At 62.6% G+C, this 26,248-nt stretch carries 26 protein-coding genes and 1 tRNA gene; 13 read left to right on the top strand and 14 right to left on the bottom strand.

Annotation, left to right across the window (positions count from 1 at the left end):
• Nucleotides 1-73: 73 nt before the first annotated feature.
• Nucleotides 74-982, top strand: a complete 909-nt coding sequence (locus J5Y06_RS04385) for a YihY/virulence factor BrkB family protein (protein WP_209333851.1) — start codon at nucleotides 74-76, stop codon at nucleotides 980-982.
• Here the strand turns inward: J5Y06_RS04385 and J5Y06_RS04380 are convergent.
• The 7 genes from J5Y06_RS04380 to J5Y06_RS04350 form a co-directional block, all read right to left on the bottom strand.
• Nucleotides 949-1,839: a DMT family transporter gene (locus tag J5Y06_RS04380; RefSeq protein ID WP_209333850.1), complete on the bottom strand. Its 891-nt coding sequence runs from the start codon at nucleotides 1,837-1,839 to the stop codon at nucleotides 949-951. The two genes, J5Y06_RS04385 and J5Y06_RS04380, sit on opposite strands and share 34 nt — an antisense overlap.
• Nucleotides 1,840-1,903: 64 nt before the next feature.
• Nucleotides 1,904-2,869, bottom strand: a complete 966-nt coding sequence (locus J5Y06_RS04375; protein ID WP_209333849.1) for a lysylphosphatidylglycerol synthase domain-containing protein — start codon at nucleotides 2,867-2,869, stop codon at nucleotides 1,904-1,906.
• Nucleotides 2,870-2,953: 84 nt separating this feature from the next.
• The gene (locus J5Y06_RS04370; RefSeq protein ID WP_385931112.1) at nucleotides 2,954-4,009 is read right to left on the bottom strand and encodes a DNA topoisomerase IB; all 1,056 of its coding nucleotides are present in this window, start codon (nucleotides 4,007-4,009) and stop codon (nucleotides 2,954-2,956) included.
• A gap of 162 nt (nucleotides 4,010-4,171) precedes the next feature.
• The gene (locus J5Y06_RS04365; RefSeq protein WP_209333848.1) at nucleotides 4,172-4,537 is read right to left on the bottom strand and encodes a response regulator; all 366 of its coding nucleotides are present in this window, start codon (nucleotides 4,535-4,537) and stop codon (nucleotides 4,172-4,174) included.
• Between the two features lie 59 nt (nucleotides 4,538-4,596).
• The gene (gene gph, locus J5Y06_RS04360) at nucleotides 4,597-5,289 is read right to left on the bottom strand and encodes a phosphoglycolate phosphatase (RefSeq protein WP_209333847.1); all 693 of its coding nucleotides are present in this window, start codon (nucleotides 5,287-5,289) and stop codon (nucleotides 4,597-4,599) included.
• Nucleotides 5,286-5,975 carry a ribulose-phosphate 3-epimerase gene (gene rpe / locus J5Y06_RS04355; RefSeq protein WP_209333846.1) on the bottom strand — a complete coding sequence of 230 codons (690 nt, stop codon included), beginning with the start codon at nucleotides 5,973-5,975 and terminating at the stop codon, nucleotides 5,286-5,288. Before rpe ends, gph begins: the two co-directional genes overlap by 4 nt.
• Nucleotides 5,976-6,111: 136 nt before the next feature.
• Nucleotides 6,112-7,623 carry a glycosyl transferase family protein gene (locus J5Y06_RS04350; protein WP_209333845.1) on the bottom strand — a complete coding sequence of 504 codons (1,512 nt, stop codon included), beginning with the start codon at nucleotides 7,621-7,623 and terminating at the stop codon, nucleotides 6,112-6,114.
• Nucleotides 7,624-7,887: 264 nt separating this feature from the next.
• On the opposite strand from J5Y06_RS04350, the gene J5Y06_RS04345 reads away from it, so the two are divergent.
• From J5Y06_RS04345 to J5Y06_RS04320, 6 genes are all read left to right on the top strand, one after another.
• Nucleotides 7,888-9,936: a TonB-dependent receptor domain-containing protein gene (locus J5Y06_RS04345; protein ID WP_425348066.1), complete on the top strand. Its 2,049-nt coding sequence runs from the start codon at nucleotides 7,888-7,890 to the stop codon at nucleotides 9,934-9,936.
• Nucleotides 9,937-9,986: 50 nt separating this feature from the next.
• Nucleotides 9,987-10,910: a siderophore ABC transporter substrate-binding protein gene (locus J5Y06_RS04340; protein ID WP_209333843.1), complete on the top strand. Its 924-nt coding sequence runs from the start codon at nucleotides 9,987-9,989 to the stop codon at nucleotides 10,908-10,910.
• Nucleotides 10,911-10,995: 85 nt separating this feature from the next.
• Nucleotides 10,996-11,985, top strand: a complete 990-nt coding sequence (locus J5Y06_RS04335) for an ABC transporter permease (protein WP_209333842.1) — start codon at nucleotides 10,996-10,998, stop codon at nucleotides 11,983-11,985.
• A gap of 40 nt (nucleotides 11,986-12,025) precedes the next feature.
• A complete protein-coding gene (locus J5Y06_RS04330) occupies nucleotides 12,026-12,961 on the top strand; it encodes an iron chelate uptake ABC transporter family permease subunit (RefSeq protein ID WP_209333841.1) in 936 nt (311 codons plus the stop codon).
• On the top strand, nucleotides 12,958-13,713 hold the full coding sequence (locus J5Y06_RS04325) for an iron ABC transporter ATP-binding protein (RefSeq protein WP_209333840.1): 756 nt from the start codon (nucleotides 12,958-12,960) through the stop codon (nucleotides 13,711-13,713). The genes J5Y06_RS04330 and J5Y06_RS04325 overlap by 4 nt, the downstream gene beginning before the upstream one ends.
• Before the next feature lie 141 nt (nucleotides 13,714-13,854).
• Entirely contained in the window at nucleotides 13,855-15,003 is a 1,149-nt protein-coding gene (locus J5Y06_RS04320) for a GGDEF domain-containing protein (RefSeq protein ID WP_209333839.1), read from the top strand.
• A gap of 22 nt (nucleotides 15,004-15,025) precedes the next feature.
• Here the strand turns inward: J5Y06_RS04320 and J5Y06_RS04315 are convergent, their stop codons facing one another.
• Nucleotides 15,026-15,319, bottom strand: a complete 294-nt coding sequence (locus J5Y06_RS04315; protein WP_209333838.1) for a hypothetical protein — start codon at nucleotides 15,317-15,319, stop codon at nucleotides 15,026-15,028.
• 242 nt (nucleotides 15,320-15,561) lie between these two features.
• Between J5Y06_RS04315 and J5Y06_RS04310 the strand changes: the two genes are divergently transcribed.
• Together J5Y06_RS04310 and J5Y06_RS04305 are read left to right on the top strand one after the other, a co-directional pair.
• Nucleotides 15,562-15,638: transfer RNA gene (locus J5Y06_RS04310), tRNA-Arg, on the top strand.
• A 45-nt stretch (nucleotides 15,639-15,683) separates the two neighbouring features.
• The gene (locus J5Y06_RS04305) at nucleotides 15,684-16,916 is read left to right on the top strand and encodes a threonine ammonia-lyase (protein WP_209333837.1); all 1,233 of its coding nucleotides are present in this window, start codon (nucleotides 15,684-15,686) and stop codon (nucleotides 16,914-16,916) included.
• Between the two features lie 18 nt (nucleotides 16,917-16,934).
• Here the strand turns inward: J5Y06_RS04305 and J5Y06_RS04300 are convergent, their stop codons facing one another.
• Entirely contained in the window at nucleotides 16,935-18,119 is a 1,185-nt protein-coding gene (locus tag J5Y06_RS04300) for a M20 aminoacylase family protein (protein WP_209333836.1), read from the bottom strand.
• Nucleotides 18,120-18,312: 193 nt separating this feature from the next.
• Between J5Y06_RS04300 and J5Y06_RS04295 the strand changes: the two genes are divergently transcribed.
• Together J5Y06_RS04295 and J5Y06_RS04290 are read left to right on the top strand one after the other, a co-directional pair.
• Nucleotides 18,313-19,434 carry a D-alanyl-D-alanine carboxypeptidase family protein gene (locus tag J5Y06_RS04295; RefSeq protein WP_209333835.1) on the top strand — a complete coding sequence of 374 codons (1,122 nt, stop codon included), beginning with the start codon at nucleotides 18,313-18,315 and terminating at the stop codon, nucleotides 19,432-19,434.
• A 7-nt stretch (nucleotides 19,435-19,441) separates the two neighbouring features.
• The gene (locus J5Y06_RS04290) at nucleotides 19,442-20,572 is read left to right on the top strand and encodes a CobW family GTP-binding protein (RefSeq protein ID WP_209333834.1); all 1,131 of its coding nucleotides are present in this window, start codon (nucleotides 19,442-19,444) and stop codon (nucleotides 20,570-20,572) included.
• A 3-nt stretch (nucleotides 20,573-20,575) separates the two neighbouring features.
• On the opposite strand, the gene J5Y06_RS04285 is transcribed toward J5Y06_RS04290, so the two are convergent.
• From J5Y06_RS04285 to J5Y06_RS04265, 5 genes are all read right to left on the bottom strand, one after another.
• Nucleotides 20,576-20,809, bottom strand: a complete 234-nt coding sequence (locus tag J5Y06_RS04285; protein ID WP_209334378.1) for a sulfurtransferase TusA family protein — start codon at nucleotides 20,807-20,809, stop codon at nucleotides 20,576-20,578.
• Nucleotides 20,806-22,038 (bottom strand): L,D-transpeptidase family protein, encoded by a 1,233-nt coding sequence (locus J5Y06_RS04280; RefSeq protein WP_209333833.1) that lies wholly within the window; start codon nucleotides 22,036-22,038, stop codon nucleotides 20,806-20,808. Before J5Y06_RS04280 ends, J5Y06_RS04285 begins: the two co-directional genes overlap by 4 nt.
• A gap of 183 nt (nucleotides 22,039-22,221) precedes the next feature.
• The gene (locus J5Y06_RS04275; RefSeq protein ID WP_209333832.1) at nucleotides 22,222-23,172 is read right to left on the bottom strand and encodes an acetyl-CoA carboxylase carboxyltransferase subunit alpha; all 951 of its coding nucleotides are present in this window, start codon (nucleotides 23,170-23,172) and stop codon (nucleotides 22,222-22,224) included.
• A gap of 93 nt (nucleotides 23,173-23,265) precedes the next feature.
• A complete protein-coding gene (locus tag J5Y06_RS04270; RefSeq protein ID WP_209334377.1) occupies nucleotides 23,266-24,180 on the bottom strand; it encodes a site-specific tyrosine recombinase XerD in 915 nt (304 codons plus the stop codon).
• Nucleotides 24,180-24,347, bottom strand: coding sequence for a histidine kinase (locus J5Y06_RS04265; RefSeq protein ID WP_209333831.1), 168 nt, complete (start codon nucleotides 24,345-24,347; stop codon nucleotides 24,180-24,182). Before J5Y06_RS04265 ends, J5Y06_RS04270 begins: the two co-directional genes overlap by 1 nt.
• Before the next feature lie 134 nt (nucleotides 24,348-24,481).
• On the opposite strand from J5Y06_RS04265, the gene J5Y06_RS04260 reads away from it, so the two are divergent.
• A complete protein-coding gene (locus J5Y06_RS04260; protein WP_209333830.1) occupies nucleotides 24,482-25,078 on the top strand; it encodes a shikimate kinase in 597 nt (198 codons plus the stop codon).
• On the top strand, nucleotides 25,075-26,202 hold the full coding sequence (gene aroB / locus J5Y06_RS04255; RefSeq protein ID WP_209333829.1) for a 3-dehydroquinate synthase: 1,128 nt from the start codon (nucleotides 25,075-25,077) through the stop codon (nucleotides 26,200-26,202). Before J5Y06_RS04260 ends, aroB begins: the two co-directional genes overlap by 4 nt.
• The last annotated feature ends 46 nt before the right edge of the window (nucleotides 26,203-26,248 follow it).

The following is a 26,248-nucleotide window of genomic DNA, read 5'->3' as shown; positions in this document are numbered from 1 at the left end:
CGCGTCGGCAAGGAAAATGCGTGCGCTTCTGACGCAAGGTGAATCCTCGAAACCGGCAGCGAGATGAAGATGGATGTTTGAGTTCTCTCCGGTTGCCGCAAATCCTAGGAAACGTCCCGTCACGCCCGCGCGCATCTGGGCTGCCACGCGCAAGATCGTGCTGGATGCCTATGGCCACTTCGATTCCGACGACGGCTGGTCCATGGCGAGCCACTTGGCGCTGTCTGCCATCCTGGCGATGTTTCCTTTCCTGATCTTTGCGGCCGCCCTGGGTTCGTTTCTGGGAGCCAGCGCTTTTGCGGACACGGCCGTACATCTGGCCTTCGACACCTGGCCGGAGGCCATTGCGGAGCCGATCGCGCAGGAAGCGATCAACGTGCTCACGGTGCAGCGAGGCGACTTCCTGACGGTATCGGTGATTGCGGCCGCCATTTTCGCCTCCAATGGCGTGGAAGCCCTGCGAGTTTCTTTGAACCGCGCCTACCGTGTGAGCGAAAATCGATCCTTTCTGTATCGCCGCATGCAGAGCTTCATGTTCGTGTGCATCGCGACCATTGGCATCGTCGTGATCAGTACGCTGCTTGTTGTGGCGCCGCTGGTGGCAAGCTTTGCGGAACAGCGCCTTGTTTGGATCGACCCGAGCATGATCGGCACGCTGAACCTGTGGCGCTACATCATCGCCGCAACCGTGATCGTTCTAAGCCTCATGGCGGTGCACTTCTGGCTTCCAGCGGGGAAGCGCAAATTCATCCACGTGCTCCCCGGCATTGCTTTCACCCTGGTGGCCTGGATCGCGGGCTCGACGCTGTTTGCGTCCTATCTGGCGCGCTTTTCAACCTATGTGACGACCTATGCCGGGCTCGCGTCCATCATGGTCGCCATAGTTTTCCTGTACATCCTGTCCTGCATCTTCATTCTGGGCGGCGAACTCAATGCTTCTATCCGGCGCTACCGCGAAGCCAGGCGGCGCGCCGATGCCTGATTGGTGGCCAGCGCCACGCCCAGCGCCGTCACCCCCATGCCCACCAGCTGGATGCCGTTCAGCGCCTCACCGAACAAGACAAAGGCCATCACGGCGGTGACCGCCGGGACGAGGTAGAACAAGGAGGACACCTTCGACACCTTGCCCTGGCCGATCATGGTGTTGAGAAGGAAGATCGAGCCGATCGACAGCACAAAGACGGACCACAGGAGCGCAAGAACGAGATCGACGTTCCAGTCGAAGTTGAAATCCTCGAAGGAGACGGCGGCGAACAGACAGACGATCACGGCGCCGAAATACTGCCAGGTCGTCCCCCAAACGAGATCGGCCCCCGCCACAAAGCGCTTTTGCCAAAGCACGCCGGCGCTGACAGAGATCAGGCCGATCACGCAGGCGCCAATTGCCAGGGGCGCGGCACCCGCATCGGCGAAGTTCAGCTTGGGCAGAAGCACGAGCACCGTTCCAGCAAAACCAAGCGCGATGCCGCACCACTGGCGACCCATCACCACCTCACCGAGAAGCAGCCCTGCGAACGCAGCCACCAGCAGCGGCTGCAGGCTGACAATCGCGGATGTCAGGCCAGACGGGAAACCCTGGTGGATCGCCCAGAACACGAAACCGAGGTTGAGCCCGTGGAGCAGAGCACCGGCAACCATCGCGTTGACGGCCAGACGGACCGGCAAGCGGGGTCGGTTGAACACGAGTGCCGCCACCAGCAGCACACCCAGCGAAATCGCGAACCGGGTGGCAAGAAAGGCGAATGGCTCTGCATAAGGCATAGCATAGCGGGCGCTGATGAAGCCTGTAGACCACAACACCACAAACAGCGGCGGCATGGCGCGGGAAGGGATCAGCATGGCGGCCGCTCGCTTGGTGAGTGGCCCCCTTTAAGGGAGCCGAGGAAGGATCGGAAGCGCTGGCCTAACGCTCGGAAGGGCGTGGCGCCTCCGGCACCGGCGCACTCTTGCCCCACTGTGATCGTTCGAAGCCCAGGATAACCAGGAGCGCGAGCACAAAAGGGAGCAGGAGGTAGAACAAGCGGAAAATCAGCAGCGCCGCCAGCACATCCTCCTGCTGCAGTTCGGGCAGTGCGGTAATGAAAACCAGTTCGAGCACGCCAATCCCACCAGGCGCATGGCTGATCAGCGCGGCGGAAAAGGAAACAAGGAAGATCCCCAGCACCACCCAGTAGCCAGGGTTGCCTTGGTCGGGCAGCACAAAATAGATGATGGCAGCAGCCGCGAGGATCTCGATGGGCGCAACCAGCAACTGCCGCGCCACAACGGGCAGCCGCGGATAATGAATCTCGAACGTGCCAAGCTTCAACGGCCGCAGCCCCAGCCAGCTGAACAGCACGTAAAGCGCGATCAACAAGAGCAGCAACCACCCCATGGCAGCCGAGGCTTCCACCGGAAGAAGTCCAACAAAGCGGTCCGTGATGTCGGGATGCGTCACCAGAACAAGGCCAAAAAGAAGCATCACGCCGAGCGCAAAGGTGAAGGAGCAGAAAGCAACGAGAACGCCGATCTCGCGCGCACTCAACCCCTTGGAACCATAAGCGCGGTAGCGCACCACTGCGCCGGAAAACACCGACGCACCGATGTTGTGCGACAACGCGTAGGTGGTGAAGGAACAGAGCGCGATGAAAGGGAAGGAGATATGGCTGCGGCGCAGGTGAAGCAGCGCCACGCGGTCATAACCGGCGAGGCCGGCATAGGCGACCAGCGTCGCTAAGCCCGCGAGGATCCAGTGGTGCATGGAAATCGCGGCGAAACTGCCCATCAGCTCGTCGATCGACATTCCGCGCAACTCATGCACGAGAAGCCAAATCGAAAACACGACAGCCAAGCCGCCGATCGCTGGCCACAAGAATCGCCTGAACGTCATGCCGGGAGGGTCACGCCTGTTTTCCTTGCCGGATCACCGGCCCGCAACGGTTCAGGCCGGTGATGGACTTCGATCGCCAGCGGGTCAAGAAGTCGCCGACGCCGCCAGCCAGACCTTCAAGAGCGTTTCTTCCTCGTCCAGTCCTTCCACCGGCTTTCGAAACCGACGACGAGCGGCGCGCAGTTCGTCGGTCAGCGTCCCTGCTGACCAGCTTTCCACCACGCGCGGGTGAATATAGGAGCGCCGGCATACCGCACGCGTGTTGCCCAGGCGACCCGCCACCTTGTCGATCGTTTCGTTGAGCGTGATGCGGGTGGCGCGCTGCGTTTCCGGCAAAGGCGTCGCAGCAAAAATGGAGGCCGCGCTCAGCGTCCCCCCCCATGTCCGGAAATTTCGCGAGGAGAAGTCGCTGCCGGCATGACTGCGGATATAGCTGTTCACGTCGTCCGACCGGATCGCGTGGCGCAAACCGTCCTCGCCGATATACTGGAACAGGGATTGTCCCGGCAGGTCTTGCGTGGAGCGGATCAGCTTGGCCATGCGGCGGTCCACAAGGCGGAGGTTCCATTCCTTGCCGGACTTGCCCTTGAAGGAGAAGCGCATCTTGGTGCCGTCGATCTTGACGTGCCGGTCGCGCAGGGTGGTCAGCCCGAAGCTCTTGTTGTCGCGGGCATAGGCAGGATTGCCGACGCGGATCAGCGTGTTTTCCAAGAGCCACACCAGGGACGCCACGACGCGTTCATAGGGCAAGCCGCGGCGCGCCAGATCGGCTTCGACCTGCTTGCGCAAGGACGGCAGCGCTTCGGCGAAGTTCGACAGGTTGGAATATTTCAGCTCATCGCGATGTTCCGACCACTTGGGGTGGTAGCGATACTGCTTGCGCCCGCGCACATCGCGCCCCGTGGCCTGGATATGGCCGGCAGGATCGGGTGAAATCCAGACATGCGTCCAGGCCGGAGGAATCGCCAGCGCGCGAATGCGGTCGCGCGTTTCCGGATCGGTGATCTTGTTGCCGTCGGGATCTCGATAACCGAAACCCGTGCCGCTTTTGACGCGCCGGATGCCAGGACCTTCGTCCGTTTGATAAACCAGGCCCGGAATCTTCGGAACATCAGCGATCGCCTCGACCTTCTCGGCCACGGTCTCGCCGCCCACTTCCTCTTCTTCCTCGACGAGGTCCTCGGGATGGATGTCTTCCGTCTTGATGGCGCGATCCAGCACGTTCAGCCCTCCGAGGGGTTCTGATCAGTTGTCTGCTGGAGAACTTGCGGAACGGCCTGCCGGTTCCGGCCGGAGGGAAAGCTACTGACTAAGCGCGGCACGCACGGCAGTTCGGATCTCTGCCAGGGTGAAAGGCTTGGCCACGACGTCGATCACGATACCCTCGAGATCGGCGGCGCGCTCGCGCTGTTCGGCATAACCCGTCATCAGGAGGATCCGCAGGCCGGGATAGGTATGGGCAGCAAGCTTCGCCATCTCGATGCCGTCCATGATCGGCATGCGGATATCCGACAAAACGAGGTCGAAGTTTCCGCCGGCCGCAATGATTGCGTCTAGCCCGTCCTCGCCATCGGCAGCCGTTTGCACGCTGTGGCCTGAACTTTCGAGCGCACGCGCGGTGAACATGCGCACCGACTCGTCGTCTTCAACTACGAGAAGCTTTCCCATGGGTGCGATGCTTACCCCTCGAATGCTTGACGTTCGCTGAATCCGATTCGCTGAAAATCTTAACGATCGGCCCCTGGTTGGAGCCGTTCGATCGCGCCGCGCAGGTCGCGCATATCGGGCAAAACAGCATCCGCCCCAAGGCTTGCCAGCGGTTCCCGCGAATAGCCGCCTTCAATCAAGACGAGCTTCATGCCCGCCGCCTGGGCCGAGCGCGCATCGGCCGGGCTGTCGCCCACGAAAACCGCATCGGCGGCCGAAACGCCCCCGAGGCGTTCCAGCGCCAGAAACAGCATGTCGGGCGCTGGTTTGTGCGGCACGCCGGCATCGCCGCCCACGATCACGGGAAAATGCCGGGCAAGGCCGAAATGCTGCAGGATTTCGGCTATCGCGAAATCTGGCTTGTTGGTCACGAGCGCCATTGCGGTGCCCTCGCCCTGCAGCGCCTGCATGGCTTCGGCAACTCCCGGCATCAAGGTCGTCAGCCCTGTAAGATTGGCCGCGTAGAGCGGCACCATCGCCTCGTAGCGTGCGGAAAGCTCCGCCGGGTCGAGGGTCCGGCCGCAAGCGGCAAATGCCCGTTCCACCAGGCGCCTTGTTCCCTCACCGATCATGCTCTTGACCACGTCCAGCGACAGCGGACCCAAGCCCTCGCGGGCGAGAAGGGTGTTGGTGGCCGCATGGATGTCAGGCGCCGAATCGATCAGCGTGCCGTCGAGATCAAACAGAACCGCCTTCGGCCAGAGGGCGCTCAACGGCCTTCTCCTGGGATAGCCGCATCCGCGGCAGCGCGGATCGCAGCGATGTTGCGTCGGTAGGTTTCCACCCCGCCTGGCTGGAACACGGCAGAGCCCGCAACCAGCGTGTCGGCGCCGGCAGCAACCACATGGGGCGCGGTTTGGGGCGTGACGCCGCCGTCGATGGAGATTCGGATGGGACGCTCGCCGACCATCGTCCTGACGCGGCGGACCTTGTCGAGAACAGCCGGAATGAAGGCCTGGCCGCCGAAGCCGGGGTTCACCGTCATCAGGAGGATGAGGTCGAGCCGATCGAGCACATAGTCAATCACGCTTTCCGGTGTGGAGGGATTCAGCGCAACGCCCGCCTGCTTCCCGAGGCTGCGGATCGCCTGAAGCGTGCGGTCGAGGTGTGGCCCTGCTTCGGCATGCACAGTGATGGCGTCGCAGCCCGCATCGGCGAAGGCTTCAAGGTAGGCGTCGGTTGGCGCAATCATGAGGTGACAATCGAAGAAAGCCGTCGTGCTTTTGCGGATCGCCTTGATCACGGGTGGCCCGAAGGTGATGTTCGGCACGAAATGCCCATCCATGACGTCGAGATGGATCCAGTCTGCGCCGGCTTCCACCACGGCTTCCACTTCGGGGCCGAGCCGGGCGAAGTCGGCTGAAAGGATCGAGGGTGCGATGATGGTGCGGCCGGTCATGATCGGGTCCAGGCAAAAACGAGTTGCCACGGGCTAGTCGTCGCCGTCCGTGGCGTCAAGCCGCCGGGCCTTGAGGGATGAGTTGGCGCTCGCAGCGAAGATGCGACCTGGGCACTTCTAATCGAAAGAAGAAGCGTCAGACCAGGCGGTCGGCCCAAAGGGCCGTCGCTCTTTCCTGCATGAGCGCGAACCCGTCGGCCGGCCGATGCTCCAGCACGAGAAGAGCCAACGCCGCCGTATCGATCACGATCTGGCGAGGCCGGCAGTCCGGCGCCCGCCCGTCCCAAACGGCTTTCCAGTATTCGAGGCTGGAAAGGCCGGTCGCGCCTGGGGCTTTGGCTTGTGGCCGTGAAGCGATGTGGTCGCTCCGCGCGAGCCCTTTCACCAGACGGTCGAGCCTTGTGGCGCGATCTGGCGTTGCTTGCCAAACGTCGCGATGGCTGCCGTGGATGGCAAGATCCGACCAGCCCAGCAACGCTGCGGCATCGCGATGCGCCAGTTGATAAGCGCTGCGGCTCGCGCCGAGAACCGAAGCGCACGCACCAATCGGGTTCAAAAGCGCAGTAGCGAGGTTGAGCGGCGAGCGCATCTCAAACAAGCCGTAAAGCGCAAGCAGGGCCGCGATCTGCGGCGCAAACGCTGGTAGGGGCAGGTAAACGAGCCCTGCGCCTGCCCCTGCCGCGAGAACCGTGCGGGCGTGTTCGATCGACCGCGCAACCGGCACATGGAGCATTTCTGCGGCCTCGGCCAGCCGCGATCCGTTCTGCCACGTTCCTGCTGAACCATGAAGAACGACGCGATAGCCGGCCTGCGCCACGAGCTTGGCTGCGAGAAAGAACCATGGTTCAGCGCGGCTTCGGGGAGAAAGATAAGCCGGCCAATCCAGATCGGCCGCTAGCTCCCCAAGCTCGGCCGGGGCGCCGATATGCCGGCGACCCGCCTTCACCACGCCGGCAAGCTCCATCGCCGTGATGCCGCGATACTGCAGCACCACGAGGAAAGCGCCGATCTGGATAGGGTCGGCCTCGCCGTCGAGAATGATTGTGAACGCTTCGTCCGCTTCTTCCAGCGTCAGCGGCCGCGTTTGACCTGCGCCGACACCGATTGTTGCGATGAACCGGGCGAGCCTGCGGCGCGGCTCGGCGCCAGGTCCGATTTGTTCGAGCTTGCGGGCAAAGTCTTCTGGTGTCGGCCCCCCGATGTCGAGGGTGCGCCGCAGGGTCAAGGGAGGTGCCTCGCGTATGGGTGAGCGATTGGTGAACGCAAGCGGACGCCCCGCATCCTGCATCGGACTTGATGGATCCATGAGATCCGCAGCTTCTGCAGCCAGCGCGCGCAACCGCAGGCGCAGCGTTTCGGCAAAAGGCGTCGGCACCATCCCACGCGCGGTTTTCCGCAGAATCCGGTCGCCGTAACGATCGCGGATCTGCTTCAAGATGCGGCTCATGGCCGGCGGACGGATGCCAAGGCGGGCTGCCGCTCGACCAACCGACTGCTCCACAAGAAGAGCGTCGAGCGCCACGAGAAGGCGCAGGCCACCGAGCGACGATGTTGCGGATCCGTCAAACGGCGGCTCACCAGGCAGGATCGAGGTCTGAGCTCCGTCGTCTGATCCTGCTCCTGTTGCGTTCTGCAGTCGCTTGTTCATCCAAAGCACCCGTTCGCAGCATCGCTGCTGAAGCGTTTTGCGCTTTCCTGAAGTTGGAATCGCTCGCCAACACGCCCGTTGACCACCCGCGTTCTGTACATAAGAAGACAACCCAGCTCAAGTTTTAGGGCAGGGACAAAAATGCGCGTGAACACGAGAACGACACCACCCAGGGAAGGCCGCGCGGGGGCTCGGCTCCCCAAGCTGCTCGCCAGCTCATGCCTGGCACTGCTTCTTGCCAGCGCAGCGCAAGCGCAAACCACGGTGATCGATGTCGAGGAAGACGAAAACCCGCGGACGCTTCGCCAGGCCACGCCGGACAACCGGGCCGTCGAACTCCAGCAGGTGGTGGTTACCGCCACCGGCTTCGAGCAGAACGTCAAGGATGCACCGGCCAGCATCTCGGTGATCACACGGGAAGAGCTGGAAAAAGGCACGTTCCGTGATCTGACGGATGCGCTGCGCGAAGTGCAGGGCGTCGCCGTCACCGGCGTCGCCAACGAAAAGGACATCTTCATCCGTGGGTTGCCGGGGCAATACACGCTGATCCTCGTCGACGGTAAGCGGCAATCAACGCGCGACGCGCGCACAAACGGCAATTCCGGCTTTGAGCAGAGCTTCATTCCGCCGATCAGCGCCATTGAGAGGATCGAGGTCGTACGCGGGCCGATGTCCTCGCTTTACGGTTCGGACGCCATGGGTGGGGTGATCAACGTAATTACCCGCAAGGTCGCCGATCACTGGAGCGGCAGCGTCACCCTGGACGGAACGGTGCAGCAGCACGATCGCTTCGGCAATGCCGGCCAGGTGTCGTTTTACGGCAGCGGACCGGTTTACCAGGACAAGCTTGGCCTGCAGTTCTGGGGCCGTGCCTATCGGCGCGAAGAAGACAGCTTCTTGAGCGGCACCACGGGCGCGGACGAGCGGGACCTGACCGCCCGCATGACCTTTACACCGAATGAAAACCACGACTTCCTGCTTGAAGGCGGCACCACGCGGGCGAAGCGGCAGGCTAATCCGGGCGAAACGCTGGCAGCGGATGGCAACGGCAGCTACAACCACAATGATCGCGACCATTGGTCCTTCACCCATGTCGGCCGCTGGGGCTGGACCACGTCGGAAGTGTCGTTTTCCCAGGAATGGGCGGAACGGACGAGCTATGCCTGGACGCCACGCCTCAGCCAGTTCGTGGAAAATGTCCGGTCGCCTGAGATCCGCAACTCCGTACTCGACGCCAAGGCAACGACACCCTTCACACTCTGGGGCGACCACATGCTCACCACTGGCGGGCAGGTCTTCGATGCCTTGCTGACCGATCAGAACTCCGGCCGGCGCACCGGGGTCGAAGAGGAGTTCCAGGTCCTGCAATGGGCGCTGTTTGCCGAAGACGAGTGGCGCATGACCGACACGTTCGCGCTGCACGGCGGCTTGCGCTACGACAAGCACGAACTCTACGACGCGCAGATCAGCCCCAGGCTTTACGGCGTGTGGAATCCGACGGAGCAACTGACGGTCAAGGGTGGCGTGTCCACCGGCTTCCGGGCACCCGACATTCGGTCCATTTCGCCCGGCTATGCCTACACCACCGGGGGTGGCGGCTGTTCCTATGGTCCGGCGGGAACATGCGGCGTGATTATCGCTGATCCCGATCTTAAGGCGGAAACGAGCACCAGCTACGAACTGGGCGTCCTTTGGGACAATTATTCGGGCTTCACCGCAGGTGCCACCTACTTTTACACGGACTTCAAGGACAAGATCACCAACGCGCTCGTGCTCGACGACAGCGGCAATCCGGTGCGCTGGAGCGAGGATCCAAACTACCGGCTCTGGTACAACTACAACATCGACGATGCGACCATCCAGGGCGTGGAACTCACCGCGACCTGGGACGCTACCGACACCCTGTCCCTGCGCGGCAGCTACACCTACACAGACTCGCAGCAGAAGACCGGCGCCTTTGCCGGCTTCCCGCTGGCCCGCACGCCCGAGCACATGGCCAACCTGCGCGCCGACTGGCTGACCCCGGTTGATGGTCTGGAAGCCTGGACGTCGGTGAACTACCATGGCGAGGAAATTGCGTCCGGCGCCCGCATCGGCAGCAACGGAAGACCCGTGATCATCAACGGCACGGCCGGTCGAGAATACGACGACTACGCCACCGTCGACTTCGGTCTGTCTTATTCGCCCAACGAAGGCGGCGCGGTGTTCAAGGCTGCGGTCTACAACGCCTTCGACAAGACGGTGGATGCCACGGACTACAACACCACCATGGAAGGCCGCCGCCTTTGGGTCAGCCTTACCACCAACTTCTAAACCGTCTCGCCGGCTCCTGCCGTGCCAGCTTCCAGTTCAGGAAAACTCCAATGTTCTCACGACGTTCGATCCTCGCCGCCATTCTGGTTGCGCCGCTTTGCGCCACAGGGCTTGCGAGCTCTGCCACCGCGGAGGAGATCACGATTACCCATGCGCAAGGTGAAACGACGTTGCCGGCACGCCCGGACAAGGTTCTAGTCTTCGACGTGGCCAGCCTTGACACGCTCGATGCACTCGGCGTGGAGGTGCAGGGGGTGCCAACGGCGAAGTATCCCCAGCACCTCGCCAAGTTCGGCACGGACGATTACAGCAAGGTCGGCTCCCTGTTTGAGCCTGACTATGAAGCCGTCAGTGCGGCCGAGCCTGATCTGATCATCGTGGGCGGCCGCTCGAGCCCGAAATATAACGACCTCGCGAAGCTCGCGCCCACCATCGACTTGACGGTGGATCAGGACGACTTCGTGGCAAGCGCGAAGGACAACGTCCGAACGTTAGCCAAGATCTTCGGCAAGGAAGCGGAAGCGGACGCCAAGCTTCAGGCGCTGGATGCCTCGATCAAGGTCGCGCGAGACGCGGCAGCCGATGCCGGCAAGGGGCTGATCGTGCTTACGACAGGCGGCAAGATGAGCGCTTATGGTCCGGGCTCGCGCTTCGGCGTGCTTTATTCGGATTATGGCGTGCAGCCGGCACGCACCGATCTCGACACGGCCAACCACGGTCAGGCCGCGTCCTTCGAGCTGATCCTGGAAACCAACCCGGACTGGCTCTTCGTGATCGACCGCGATGCGGCCATCGGGCGCGAAGGCGAAGCTGCGGCGCAGTTTCTGGACAATGAATTGGTGGCCCAGACCACGGCCTGGAAGGAAGATCAGGTCGTCTACCTGAATTCGGCCAACTGGTACCTGGTGGGCGGCGGCCTGACCGCCATGCAACAGAACGCCGATCAGATCGCCAAGGCCCTTTCAAAGCGATAGTTGACGACGCAACTCCAATTTGTCAGTCGCTTGCGGCAGTCCCCCGAAACACCGGGCGGGCTGCCCTGTTGCTTGATTGGTGCTCATGCCGACCCGCGCCCGCAGATGGCACATATCCTGGTTGCTTCTGGCTGCCGCCACGATCCCGCTTCTGGCGGTGGTGAGCCTGTTCGTGGGCGTCAGCGAAGTGTCCTTGGCAGCGCTGCTGTCCGGCCAGGATGGCGGGCGCGCGGCCGAGGTGTTGATGATCAGCCGCCTGCCCCGGACGCTGGCTTTGATCCTCGCCGGATCCGGCATGGCCGTGTGCGGCACCATCATGCAGATGCTGGCCCGCAACCGCTTCGTGGAACCGTCCACCGCCGGCACGGTGGAATCTGCCAGTCTCGGCATCCTCGCCGTGATGCTTCTTGCGCCCGGCTTGCCGATGTTCGGCAAGATGCTGGTGGCAGCGCTTTTCGCCCTGGCGGGAACGAGCCTTTTTCTGGCGATCCTGCGCCGTATTCCCCTGCGCTCCGTTCTGCTTGTTCCCCTGGTCGGCATCATGCTGGGCGGCGTGATCAGCGCGATCACCACCTTCTTTGCTTATCGCACCGATATGCTGCAATCGATCAGCGCCTGGACCACCGGCGATTTCTCAGGCGTGCTGCGGGGCCGCTACGAGCTTCTTTGGATCGCCGCAGGCCTCACCCTGCTGGCTTACTTTGCCGCCGCGCGTTTCACGGTGGCAGGCATGGGCGAGGCTTTCGCCACCAATGTGGGGCTGAACTACCGACGCATCGTAGCACTCGGGCTCCTGATCGTGTCCATGGTCACGGCGGCCGTGGTGGTCACCGTTGGAATGGTGCCCTTTATCGGCCTGATCGTGCCGAACGTGGTCAGCCTGGCGCTTGGCGATAATCTGTCGAAATCGCTACCTTGGGTGGCGATCCTCGGCGCGGGATTTGTTCTGGTCTGCGACATCGCGGGCCGCTTGATCTTGTACCCTTACGAGGTGCCGATCGGCACCGTGATCGGGATCGTGGGCAGCGCCTTCTTCCTGTTCCTCATCCTCAGGCCAAACGCCCGTGTCGCTTGATAGGGCGCTCCCAAGGCTTGCGCCCAAAGCCACGCCGGGCATGGTTCTCACACTTCTGGCCGTTCTGGCGCTGATCGCGATGGTCGGCTTCATGACGGTCGGCGCCAATGGCCGCTGGAGCTTCGTTCTGCCCTTCCGCGGTGCAAAGCTGGCGGGCATGGTGCTGGTCGCCTACGCGGTAGCCGTTTCCACCGTGTTGTTTCAGACAGTCACCAACAACCGCATTCTGACTCCCTCCATCATGGGCTTCGATGCGCTTTACGTTCTGATCCAGACGCTGCTCGTGTTCCATCTGGGTTCGCTGCGGGTGACCGAGATTGATCCCCGCCTGATGTTTCTGGGTGAGGTCGTCGCCATGGTTCTGTTTTCGGGCCTGCTTTACCGCTGGCTCTTCAGCGGCGAAGGCCGCAGCCTCCACCTTCTGCTGCTGGTGGGAGTTGTGATCGGCATCCTGTTCCGCTCGATCACGTCCTTCCTGCAGCGGGTCATCGACCCCAATGAGTTTGCGGTGCTGCAGGACCGGTTGTTCGCAAGCTTCAACATCGCCGACACCGATCTGCTTCTCGTATCCGCCGGCATGATCGGCGGCGTCAGCCTGGTGGGCTGGCGCATCTTTCACACTTTCGACGTGCTTGCGCTTGGCCGCGATGCGGCGATCGGCCTTGGCGTCGATCACAAGAAGGCGGTGACGCTGATCCTGGTGATCGTCGCGATCCTTGTGTCCGTGTCCACCGCACTCGTTGGACCGGTCACGTTCTTTGGCCTCCTTGTGGCGAGCCTCGCTTATCAGGTGATGCCAAGCAGCCGGCACAAGCACATCCTGCCGGCCGCCACGTTGATCGCGATCCTGTGCATCGTCGGAGGCCAGGTGGTGCTGGAGCGCGTGCTCGCCCTCAACGCTTCGCTCAGCATCGTCATCGAATTCGTGGGTGGGCTGGTGTTTCTCACGCTCCTGCTGCGAGGCGTTGTGCGATGATCGAGCTGAAATCGGTTTCCAAACAGTATGGCGACACGCTGGTGGTGGATGGCGTGGACCTCACCTTGCCCAAGGGCGGCGTGACCTCCATTATCGGGCCGAACGGCGCCGGCAAGTCGACGTTGTTGTCCATGATGAGCCGTCTGCTTCCAATGTCCACGGGCTGGATCGGCATCGACGGGCTGGACGTCACCAAAACGCGCGGCGACGTGCTTGCTCGTCGCTTGTCGATCCTGCGCCAGGACAACCACATGACGGCGCGCCTGACAGTACGCGACCTGGTGGCGTTCGGCCGCTATCCCTATACCAAGGACCGCCCCACAGGCGAAGACAAGGTTCATGTGGACCGCGCACTTGGGTTTCTCGACCTCCAGCCGCTGGCCGATCGCTTCCTCGATGAGCTCTCCGGCGGCCAGCGGCAACGCGCCTTTGTCGCCATGGTGCTGTGCCAGGACACCGACTATGCGCTCTTCGACGAGCCCCTGAACAATCTCGACATGCGCCATGCCGCCGGCATGATGCGCTTGTTGCGCCGTGCGGCAGACCACTTCAACAAGACGATCGTGCTGGTGCTGCACGACATCAACTTCGCCTCCTGTTATTCCGATCACATCGTGGCCATGAAGGCGGGCAAGGTGGCGTTCCAGGGAGCGCCGGACGCGGTGATGCAGGCGTCGGTGCTGACCGAGATCTTCAACACCGACATGGCCATCCATGAGATTGCCGGACGCAAGATCGCCGTCTTCTATTGATGCCGCGGCATGGTTGCTAACCCAGCGTAAACCATCGCGCCACGCATCTGCCATTCGTATGGCTGCCTGATCTTCCTGTTGGTAGAACATTAGGGCAAAAGCGTCATTGAGCAGAAGCGATGTTCCGGCAGCCAAAATTTGATGCTTCTTGACCAATATTCCCTTTTGGCGGCCGTCGGCTTCTCCACCATGGCGCTTTGCGTCACCCTGCTGCTTAGCTGGATGACCACCCGAATGGATGCTTACCTGCTGACGTGGTCGGCCGGTCTCGCCTGTGTTGTGGTGGGCGTTGTTCTGTTTGTAGCACTTGGCGACAACTACGACCCCATCACGCAGTGCGCGTCCTTTCTCGGCTTCATTGTCGGGTTCTCGCTGATCTATGCCGGTGCGCTTCAATTCCGCGGCAGGATGCATCGCCTCAAGGTTGCCGGCGCCGCGATGCTATCGGTCGGCGTGGTTCTTTACCCGTTCGCTCTCGGTTTTTCCGGCATCGGAACCATCCTCGGCAACATCGCACTGGGTTGCCTCTTGCTGCTTTCGGCTGGAACTTACTGGTCGTGCCGCCGCGAAGCGCCATTCGCAATGACGGTGAACACCCTTCTTTACGCGCTCACGGCAGCATCCTTCTTCTTGTGTGCCGTACCGTTGATCGCGGATCACGCCTGGATCCTCCATGCGCGCCCGAACAATTGGGCGGAGGATCTGAACTCGCTTGCCGCCATCATCGGCTTATCAGGCATCGGCGCCATTTCCTTGGCCATGAACCAGGCTCGCATCGCGCTTCACCATAAACAGACCGCCCGCATCGACGCGTTGACCGGCTTGCTGAACCGCCGTGCCTTGTTTGAGGGGCTGGGCGCCGGCCGCATCCCCGCAAGCATGGCTGTGATCGTGCTCGACCTCGATCACTTCAAAAGCATCAATGATCGCTTCGGTCATGCCGGCGGTGACCTCGTGCTGGAAAAGTTCGCGGGCATCATCCGCGATAAGGTCGTGTTCGGGGATCTGGCAGCGCGGTTGGGCGGCGAGGAATTCTGCATCGTGATGCCGGATGCCAGTTTCCGGCTCGCCACCCGCTTGGCAGAAGACATCCGCGCTACTTTCAGCGCGGCGACAATCGAATCCGCAAGCGGCACCATCAAGGCCACTGTCTCGATCGGTGTGGCCTTCTCGGCGGTGGGTGGCGAAAGCTTCGACGCCATCTTGGAGCGCGCAGACAACGCTCTTTACCGGGCGAAAAACGAAGGAAGAAACCGTGTGGGCGTGTCTCGCCTGCAGGTCGCGGCCTAAGAGACCTCAACTCGGGCCAGGGTCAGGGGCTGGTCGGATCGACTTCCTCCGCGGTCCAGATATCCGCGGGATCGATGCCGTCGCGGATTTGCGCCAGTCCTGCTCCGTCCACGTCATAATACCGGTTGCCGTAGCGGATGCGGGCCGTCATGCCGCCCTGGCTGAAATCCTTGCGCAACACGAATAGCCGTTTCTGGCGCTGAAGCAGGTCGCCCACGGCCTTGCGTTGGGCAAGGTGGTTGCGCTTGCTGATCCCGAAGGTTTCGAGCGGCTGACCGGCCGCGAGCGAATCCTTGGCTTCCCTGTCGTTTGGCATGATACGCAGCCTCCACTCGCCCGCACCAGTGTCCCGTCGGCCGGGCTGATGCTTCAACGCTAAACTTGTTTTTCGTTCTGTCGAGTCCAAGAACGCACGAAAGAAACGCGATCCGACACGGAAGGTTCGCTTTCTCCTTTGCAGCGGGAAAGTGGCGGTTGTCGCTTCGGCAAGCCTTGGCGGACGCGGCTCCACCCGTTATGGTAGCGCTTGTGGTGGGACGTGTTTTTCAAGACGTCGCGGGTCCCGTAGCTCAGTAGGATAGAGCGACAGATTCCTAATCTGTAGGTCACAGGTTCGATTCCTGTCGGGATCACCACATTCGTTCCCTTATCGGTACACGGGCAGCGGCCGACGATTGTCGATGCTAGGAAGTCGGCAAGCGCAGGTGGAGCATGGCATGATCGGGTTCCAGGACGTTCGGGCGGCGGCAGATCGCATTGCTGGGAGCGTCATTCGCACGCCCACGATCTACAGCGACGTTTTGAGCCGCGCGGTCGGCGCTGGCGTGTGGCTGAAACTCGACACGCTGCAGGTGACGGGCGCGTTCAAGGAGCGCGGTGCGGCCCACCGCCTCGCCCTTTTGTCGCCCGAGGAGCGGAAAAACGGCGTCATCGCCATGTCGGCCGGCAACCATGCCCAGGCCGTGGCGCGCCATGCCTCCATGCTCGGCATCAGGGCGGTGATCGTGATGCCGGAATTTACGCCGGCCACCAAGGTGACGCGGACCGCCCGCTGGGGCGCCGAGATCGAGCTTCGCGGCGCGACCCTTGCTGAAGCGGCGGCGCATGCAAGGCACCTCGCCGACGCCGAGGGGCTGGTTTTCGTTCATCCCTATGATGATGAGGCGGTGATCGCCGGGCAGGGAACACTGGGCCTCGAACTGCTCGAGGATGCCCCTGCCGTCGATACGCTGATCGTTCCGATCGGCGGCGGCGGACTGGCTGCCGGCTGCGCCATCGCCGCCCTTGGCGCCGGTCGGCCAATCCGGACATTCGGCGTCGAGGTTGAGACCTATGCCGCGATGGCGCAGGAACTCGCCAATCAGCCGATCAAGGTCGGTGGAGCCACGGTTGCGGAGGGCATTGCGGTGCGCGATGTCGGGCGCAAACCCCTCGACATCCTGCGCCGGCATGCCGAAGGCGTGCTCACGGTTTCCGAACATGCCATCGAAGACGCCATTGCGCTTCTGGCCGAGGAAGCGAAGATTGTAGCCGAAGGTGCGGGCGCGGCTGGCGTGGCGGCCCTGATGACCCATCGCGACCTGTTTCGAGGCCGCGAAGTCGGTATTCCGATCTGCGGCGCCAACATCGACAGCCGGGTTCTGGCAAGCGTTCTGCAGCGCGCGATGATACGCGATGGTCGCTTGATGCGGCTGGTGTTCGATATTCCCGATCGCCCCGGCATTCTTGGCGAGATCTCAGCGCGGATCGGCGCCGCCGGCGCAAACATCATCGAGGTTTCCCATCACCGGCTCTTTACATCCATGAGCGTGCAGGCCGCGCGTCTTGAAGTGATGATCGAGGGGCGAGACGCCGCACACAGCGCTCGCGTGATGGCAGACCTTCAGCAGCACTACACCGTGGAACAGGTCTGAAGCGCCACGCTGCCCGTTTCAGCGTTGCAGCAGCGCGGTCTCCACCAGCCGCACCCAGTAGCTGATGCCATAGGGGATCACGCGGTCGTCGAAGTCATAGGCCGGGTTGTGCAGCCCTGCGCTGTTGCCATTGCCGATGAAGATAAAGGCGCCGGGTCGGGCCTGGAGCATGTACGAAAAATCCTCGCCGCCCATCAGGGGCGCCACGTCGAGGTCGACGGACTTTGCGCCGACCACTTCGGCAGCAACTGCGCCCGCAAAGGATGCCTGCTCGCCGTCGTTAACGGTAACCGGGTAACCCGTTCGGAAATCAAGCGAGATCGTGGCGCCATGCGCGGCTCCGATGCCCGCGCACAGGGCTTCAATCCGCTTCTGCGCGAGATCCGCCACCTCTGAGCGCAGGGTCCGAACGGTGCCTGCGATCTCCACTTCTTCCGGAATGACGTTGTAGGCGTCGCCGCCGTGGAACTTGGTGACTGATACGACGAGGGAATCGATCGGATCGGCATTGCGCGACACGATCGCTTGCAGCGCCTGCACAAGCTGACTGCCGATCACGATCGGATCGATCGTGTTGTGGGGAATGGCGGCATGGCCGCCTCGCCCCTTGATCTTGATTGTGAAAACAGCCGTCGCCGCCATGATCGGCCCGGGTCGGATCGCAAACTGCCCGAGCGGCAGGCCGGGCATATTATGCATGCCGTAGACACGCTCGATGTTGAAGCGGTCCATGATCCCTTCCTGCACCATCACGCGACCGCCACCGCCGCCTTCTTCCGCGGGCTGGAAAATCACGGCCACTGTCCCCGAGAAATTGCGGGTCTCCGCGAGATACTGGGCAGCGCCAAGCAGCATCGCCGTGTGCCCGTCGTGGCCGCAGGCATGCATGGCGCCAGGCGTGCGCGAGGCATAAGGCGCGCCGGTAATCTCCGTCAGCGCAAGCGCATCCATGTCGGCACGCAAGCCGATCGTCGTCGCGCCCGAACCGCCGTCCTGTGTTGCCCCATTTCCCCTGATCAGGCCCACAACACCGGTGCGCGCAATGCCGGTCGCCACCTCGTCACAGCCGAACTCCCGCAGCTTGGCCGCAACAAAAGCCGACGTCTGGTGAAGGTCGAAGTCGAGCTCCGGCATGGCGTGGAGGCTGTGCCGCCAGTCCGCCACCTCATCCTGCAGTTGGGCGGCGCGGTTGAGGATCGGCATCGGGCAAACTCCAGGTCATTTCGCGAGAAACGCTAAACTGGCGGGGAACGCGGAGCAAGCCGACCAGCCCCGCCATGTTGAGGTCAAACTATGGTCTTAGCGGCTGCGGTAGATGGAACCCTCAGCATTTGCCGCTATAATCTGTTGAAGCCCTTCGTGAAGCGCCCCGAACGTGGGTACTGCTGGAGATCGGATGATTGTTGTGACACGACGCCTGCTTGCCGCCGTTCTGAGCGCCGGCCTCCTCGCCTCCACCGCATTTGGAGCCGCTTGGGCGGGCCCTTCCATCGTGGTGGACACAAAAAGCGGCAGGGTCCTTTCACAGGAAGACGCGTTTAAGCGCTGGTATCCCGCTTCCTTGACCAAGCTGATGAGCGTTTATGTGGCGTTCCGTGCCATACAGGCCGGCGAGATCACCCTTCTGTCCCCTATCGAGATCTCCAAGAACGCGCTGCGAGAGCCGCCGAGCAAGATGGCGTATCCCGTTGGCTCCGTGCTTTCGGTCGACAACGCCATCAAGATCATGATGGTGAAGTCGGCAAACGATGTGGCCACGGCCTTGGGCGAAACCGTTGGCGGCTCTGAAAGAGGTTTTGCGGAGCGAATGAACAAGGAAGCCGCGCGCCTTGGCATGACCGGCTCGCATTTCGTCAACGCGCACGGCCTCCACGACGACAACCATTATTCTACGGCTCATGATCTGGCGGTGTTGGCCACCGCGATCCGCCGCGACTTCCCGGATTACGCCGACTACTTCGACATCGAGGCGATCGCTGCCGGCGACAACGTGATGCCGAACCACAATGACCTGATCGGTCGGTTCGAAGGCGCTGATGGCATGAAAACCGGCTATACCTGCCCCGCTGGGTTCAACGTCACCGCCAGCGCGACGCGCAACGGGCGCCAGGTGATCGCAGTGGTTCTCGGTGCCGTGTCACCCGATGCCCGCGCCTACCGCACGGCCGAATTGCTGACGGAAGGTCTTTCTGCCAACGAGGCAGACAAGCCGCTCCTGGCCGAACTGCGTCCCACGGGCGAAAACCTGAGCGAGGCCGGCAACATGCGCGCGGACATCTGCACGGAAGAAGCGCAACAGCGCATCGCCAAGACTCGTGACGCGAATGGCAAGCCGCTGGTGCCCTCGCCCTTCCTTTCCGAACTGACACGACCACGCGTGGTGGTGAGTGTCGGGCTCGGCGGCGCAACGGGTCCGAAATCGACCCAGCCGCGCTATGCCGATGTGCCGATCCCCACCCCACGTCCGGAATACGCCCCGGACACGGCGGCGATTGCGGCAACCGAGCAGGGCGGCTGACAACACGATGTTTCCCATCCCTGTTTCCGTGCTCACCGGCTTTCTCGGGTCGGGCAAGACGACCCTGCTCAACCGGCTCCTGAAAGAGCCGGCGCTCGCCGACACGGCGGTGATCGTCAATGAGTTCGGCGAAGTGTCGATCGACCACGCCCTGGTGGAAAACGCGACCGATGGCGTCATCGAACTCGGCGGCGGCTGCTTGTGCTGCACGGTGCGCGGCGAGTTGGTGGACACGCTTACCGATCTGGTGGAACGGCTGCGCGACGGCCGCCTCGGGTCGCTGAAGCGCATCGTGATCGAAACAACCGGCTTGGCGGATCCGGCACCCGTTCTGCATGCCCTGATGGCGCATCCGCTTCTGGTGCAGGCTCTTCGCCTCGACGGCGTTCTGACCACGATTGATGCCGTGCACGGATCAAGCACGCTCGACGGCCATCCCGAAGCGGTCAAGCAGGCAGCCGTCGCCGATCGCATTCTCCTCACCAAGACCGATCTGGTTGGGCCGGAAGATCTTGTTCCGCTGCGGGCTCGGTTGGCAGCGCTCAACCCCAATGCAGACATTCTCGACGTGTCGGAGGCAGCCGATCTGCCGGCGCTGCTTGCCTGCGGTTTGTATGATCCACAAACCAAAACAGCTGATGTGCGACGCTGGCTGGGCGCGGCAGCCATGATGGATCAGGACGACGATCACCATCACCACCACGGGCATGAGCATGGGGAGCACGATCATCACCATCATCACGGTGACCATGATGATCACGATCATTCCGGCATCCGTAGCTTCACGCTGACGCATCCCCATCCGATTTCTAGCGCGGCCGTGGAAATGTTCGTGGACCTTCTGCAGGCGAGCTATGGCGAGCGCCTGCTGCGCATGAAGGGCATCATCGAACTGGTGGAAGACCGCGACCATCCGCTTGTTCTGCATGGCGTGCAGACTATTCTGCATCCGCCGGCGCGTTTGCAGCGCTGGCCGGACGGGCCGCGCGGAACTCGCATGGTGCTGATCACCCGCGACATCGAGGAAGATTATGTCCGGCGGCTGTTTGCCGCCCTGACGAGCCAACCGCGGGTGGACAGCCCGGACCGCATGGCTTTGACGGAAAATCCGCTGGCGATTGCAGGGCTGCGGATCTAGGCGTCAGCCTTTCACGATCGTGAAGCGGTGGCCGCCGTCCGTGCGCTCCACGGATACAAGCTGATGGCCATCTTCCATGCACATCGCCGGAAGATCGAGGCTCGCGAGAGGATCTGTGGTTTCCACCACCAGGATTGTCCCGCTGGGAAGCGCTGCAAGCCGCTTGCGACTGCGCAGAACGGGCAAGGGGCAGTTCAACCCCCTGAGGTCGTAGATCTCGGGCGCTTCCGCTGTCAGTTTGCTGACGCCATGCGCTTGCGCAAGCTGGACAGGAAGCCCTTGCGCGGCTCAGCCGTTCCGGTTTCCGGCGAAACCGAAACCGGCATCGCCTGGGCTGCGGCCGGCACAGCAACCGCAGCCGGCAACGCTGCAGCCACCTCAGCAGACTTCTTCGCCTGTTCGGCCTTTTCCTTGGCTTCCTTTTCAGCCTCCAGAGCAGCCATCCTGCGGCCGGCCGGCGAGTCGATCCGGCCCATCCGGTCCGTTTGCGTGACTGAGCCATCCGGGTTGAGCGACGGCGGTTCCAGCGGCACGCGCTCGCCGCGCGAGCGCTTTTTGCTCCATTCAGCAACCAGCGCTGCTTCCTTCAGGCCGGCGATCGATGACATCGGCGCCAGCTTGGATGCACCGCTCGCAGCCATGGTGAAGGCGGCTTCGTAGCTCTTGGTGTAGGTCTGGTAAGCCGTTTGCAACGCTTCGGGCTGCGGTGTCGCCGGGCAGGCGCCAGCAGGCGACAATGGCCGGCCCGGTTCCGTCACCTGGTTGAACACGTAGCGCTTTTCGCACACGTCGACCTTCGGCGGGACCTTGGTGATTTCGAAGTGGTCGTAGCCTTCCTTCAGCATGGTCCAAAACTTGTAGTTCGGATCATCCTTGTAGCGCGCCATGTTGGCCGCGGTCATGCGGAACGGGAAGGCCTGGATCTGAAACGACGTCTGGCCACCCTTGAAGGCTTCGCGGGCCAGTGCGTAGATCTGCGCCACCTGCGCGTCCGTCATCGAATAGCAGCCGGACGACGAGCAGGCGCCGTGCACCATCAGGTGCTGTCCTGTGCGGCCATGCACCTTGTCATAGGCGTTGGGAAAGCCGATGTTGAACGACAGGTAGAAGCTTGACTTCGGGTTCATCTGACCCGGCGAAACCGTGTAGAAGCCTTCCGGAGCCTGGCGATCGCCTTCCACGTATTTGGGCCCGAGCTTGCCGGACCATTTGCAGATGTCAAACGACGACAGGAGGTCGTAGCGGCCGTTGGACTTCTGCTTCCAGACCTCCAGCTGGCCTTCCTCCTTGAAGATCCGCACCATGATCGGCGAAGCCGGCGTCATGCTCTTCGTCTTCATCTCGGCGACAAGCTTTGGCGAAAGCTCCTGCGAGGCTTTCGGCGCGATGTCTTCCAGCGACTCGTTGCAGCCGGCAAGGAAAACAGCGGAAAGGATCAGGCTGGCGCGAAGAAGGCGTAGCGTCATGGCAGCGTCGGATCGGCAATCAACAAGGGAACGTGGAGGTTTGCACCACTCAACCGCGATCCTAGAAGGGTTAACCTTGCCAAAAGATTACCGCAAGCCTGGATCATCGGCCGCGCGAGCGCTGCCCCGCGGTCCCATACACTTCACGCAACGGCAATTTTGTGACCAAGCCGATGCAATGGCTCAGAGCGTGCGACCGATCTGGAGGAACTTCTCACGGCGGTGTTCGCGATAATCCTGCGTGGTGGCTGCTAGTTCACGGAATCCAGCCTCGATCTGGTTGCCGGCGGCTTCGATCACCAGTTCGCTCCCGCGATGGGCGCCACCAAGCGGCTCGCCGATGATGCCGTCGATTACCCGCATCTCAAGGAGATCCTGCGCCGTGATCTTCATGTTGGTCGCGGCGTCACGCGCGCGCGTCGAGTCGTGCCAAAGAATCGAAGCGGCTCCTTCCGGCGAGATCACCGAATAGATTGCATGCTCGAGCATATACACCTTGTTGGCCGTCGCAATTGCGATGGCGCCGCCGGAGCCGCCCTCGCCGATGATCACCGATACGCTGGGCACACGCAAACGAAGACAGGCCGACGTGGATCGGGCAATGGCTTCCGCTTGACCGCGCTCTTCCGCTCCGATCCCGGGATAAGCGCCTGCCGTATCCACCAGGGCAATCAGCGGGATGCCGAAGCGATCTGCAAGTTCCATGACCCGCACGGCTTTGCGATAGCCTTCCGGCCGCGCCATGCCGAAATTGTGCTTCAGCCGGCTTTGGGTGTCAGTCCCCTTTTCCTGGCCGATCAAAGCCACCGGTTCGCCGCGAAACCGCGCAAAGCCGCAAAGGAGCGCATGATCTTCGCCGAACGAGCGATCCCCCGCCAAGGGCGTGAAGTCGGTAAATAAGGTCTCGATATAGTCGACGCAGTGCGGACGGTCCGGATGACGTGCGACCTGTGCCTTCTGCCAGGGTGTCAGGGCACGGTAAGCATCGCGCAGGGCATCGCGGGAGCGCTTCTCAAGTCGGGCGATCTCGTCCGCGACATCAACGGCACCGCCGTCTTCACTGAGCTTTTTCAACTCGACGATCTTGGCTTCAAGATCGGCCACCGGCTTTTCGAAATCGAGATAATTATACATGCGGCTGCCAGGAACCTCGGACTTGAACCCGTCAGGGGTGCGCGGCTCACAAGATTTGACCGCTGTTGCGGGTGGCAAATAGAACGCGGAGCCCTAGTCGGCAAGCGGATGATGGTCGTTCACCAGCGCAATCAGCCGCTTTTCCAGCACATGGGTGTAGATTTGCGTCGTGGAAATGTCGGCATGCCCGAGCAGCTGCTGCACCGCACGAAGGTCTGCACCGTTCTGCAGGAGGTGACTGGCAAAGGCATGCCGCAATACGTGGGGCGACAACGAGGCTGCATCCAGTCCGGCACGGGCAGCCAGGCCCTTCAGGTCCCGCGCAAACACTTGGCGCGGCAAGTGCCCGCTGTCCGAGGCTGCCGGAAAAAGAAAACGGCTGCCTGCTTGTGCAGGGTTGGCAGCACGGGCGGCGAGCCACGCCTTCATGGCGCCCCTTGCCTTTGCCGACAGCGGCACAAGGCGCTCCTTGTTTCCTTTACCGGTCACGAAAAAGAAGCGCTCATCGCGGCGGGCGACGCTCACGGGCAACATCACGAGTTCCGAGACACGCAAACCGGTTGCGTAAAGCACCTCGATCAGCGCGTGCATGCGAAGGGCTGCGAAACGTTCCTCGTCCGTCACCGCTTCCGCGATCTCGGCTTCTGCACGGTCAAGCAGGCGGGCGGCGTCGTCTTCGGTAAGTGTTTGAGGCAAGGTGCGGTCCTTGCGCGGCATGTCGAGCACGCCTGTCGGATCGTCGTTGCGCACGCCCTCGCCGTGCAGGAACTTGAAGAACTGCCGCAGTGCAGACAGCCGGCGCGCCTGCGAACTGGCCGCAAAACCACGGCCTGCCAGTTCGGCAAGGTAGCCTCGCAATTGCGTGGCTGATGCTTGCGCAAGCGGGCCTTGGATGGAACTCGCAGCATCTTCGAGGTCACGGCGGTAGGATTGCAGCGTGTTTTCGCTGGCCCCGCGCTCGGCGCTCATCATTTCGAGAAAAGCCTCGATTCGGGCTGCGCTGCCGATCATTGGCTTGGCGTCGACACGGTGTTGGGATCGACGCGCTCCAGCGGAATCGGCACCACCATCTGTACCTTGCGAGGCGTGACAAAGGTCGCCAGCGCGAACATCGCGCCATAAACGAGGCCAATTGCGATGGCGATCACGGTCAGAAACCGGAATAAAGTCGGCATAAAGGAGGGGTGTCTCGCAATCAAATCGTCCGCTTCGCACCGTTTATCGGCCGCGCCGCAACGGGTTGCAAGCACGCTTGACGCTTGACGCGCCCGGACTTTTGCGGTGCTTGTCGCCGCAACAAGGGAAGGCGATGATCGAAGTCCTGGAACCGTCGCTGCGCCAGCAGCTTCTCGACCGGCTGGGCAGCCGTACGGTTGTTTTTGTTGGCCTGATGGGTGCTGGCAAGACCGCCATTGGCCGTCGCGTGGCGCAGGCGCTGGACCTGCCTTTCGTTGACAGCGACCACGAAATCGAAGCGGTGTCGCGCCTGACAATCCCGGAACTCTTCGAGCGGTATGGCGAGCCTGAATTCCGCGCCCTGGAGCACCGGGTTCTGGAGCGGCTCGTGCGCGAAGGGCCAGGGATTGTGTCGACCGGTGGCGGCGCCTTCATGGACGCCAACACCCGTGCGGTGATCGCCGAAAGGGGGATCTCAGTCTGGCTAAAGGCAGATCTCGACGTCCTGATGGAGCGGGCCATGAAGAAGGGCAACCGGCCGCTTCTGAAAACGGCGGATCCGCGTGGAACCATGGCGGGTCTCATGGCTGCGCGCTACCCCACCTATGCGCAGGCTGACATCACGGTGGAAACCCGCGACGAAAAGCGCGAAGTGATCACAAGCGAAGTGCTCGACGCCCTTGACCGCCATCTCGACCACTTGCCCGCCGAAACGAGCCCCGCAACATGACCGACACGCCTTCCATCCGGACCGTGACCGTTGGGCTCGGCACGCGCGCTTATTCGATCCGCATCGGGGCTGGCTTGCTGGCGCGCGCCGGGGCGGAACTTGCCGCGGTACTGCCGGGGGCACGCGTTGCGATCATCACCGATGAACATGTCGCGGTCGCGCATCTGCCTGCGCTGCAGGACGGTTTCAACGAGCAGGGTATTGGCCATTCCGCGCTGGTCCTGCCTGCCGGCGAAACCACCAAAAGCTTTGAGCATCTTCAGGCGGCTGTTTCCGCCGTGATCGACGCGCGGCTCGAACGCGGCGACGCGGTTGTCGCATTGGGTGGCGGCGTGATCGGCGATCTGGCCGGTTTCGCCGCTGGGATCGTGCGCCGCGGCATGCATTTTGTGCAGCTACCAACCTCGCTTCTGGCACAGGTTGATTCTTCCGTCGGAGGGAAGACCGGCATCAACACGGCGCAGGGCAAGAACCTCGTCGGCGTGTTCCACCAGCCGCGCCTTGTGTTGGCAGACACGAGCGTGCTCGACACGCTGCCCGAGCGCGAGTTCCGCGCAGGCTATGCCGAGGTCGCCAAATACGGCCTGATCGACAAGCCGGACTTTTTCGCCTGGTTGGAAGAAAACTGGCGCGAGATCTTTGCCGGCGGCCCAGCCCGCACCGAAGCCATCGCCATCTCCTGCCAGGCCAAGGCCGACGTCGTGGCGCGCGACGAGTTCGAAACCGGCGATCGGGCTCTGCTCAACCTCGGCCACACCTTCGGCCATGCGCTGGAAGCGGCCACGGGCTACAACAGCGCGCGGCTGGTGCATGGCGAGGGCGTCGCGATTGGCATGGCGCTGGCGCACCGTTTTTCGGCACGCCTCAACCAGGCGAGCCCCGACGACGCAGCCCGGGTGGAAGCGCATCTGAAGACTGTGGGGCTTCCCACTCGGCTGGCCGACGTGCCTGGCGGTCTGCCGGACGCCGAAAGGCTGCTCGGCTATATCGCCCAGGACAAAAAGGTGCAGCGGGGAGCGTTGACCTTCATTCTCACGCACGGCATCGGACAGAGCTTCATCGCCAGGGACGTGCCGGCATCAGCAGTCCTGGCGTTCCTCGAACAGGAATCGGCCGGCAGCTAGAGCTTACTCCCGCACGTCTCGTCCGATTCCTTCAGGGCACCTTGCG

The sequence above is a fragment of the Tianweitania sediminis genome, from assembly GCF_017813335.1.
Lineage (GTDB): Bacteria > Pseudomonadota > Alphaproteobacteria > Rhizobiales > Rhizobiaceae > Tianweitania > Tianweitania sediminis.
Note: the sequence above shows the minus strand (reverse complement) of the source record. Positions and strands in the feature narration are given on the sequence as shown.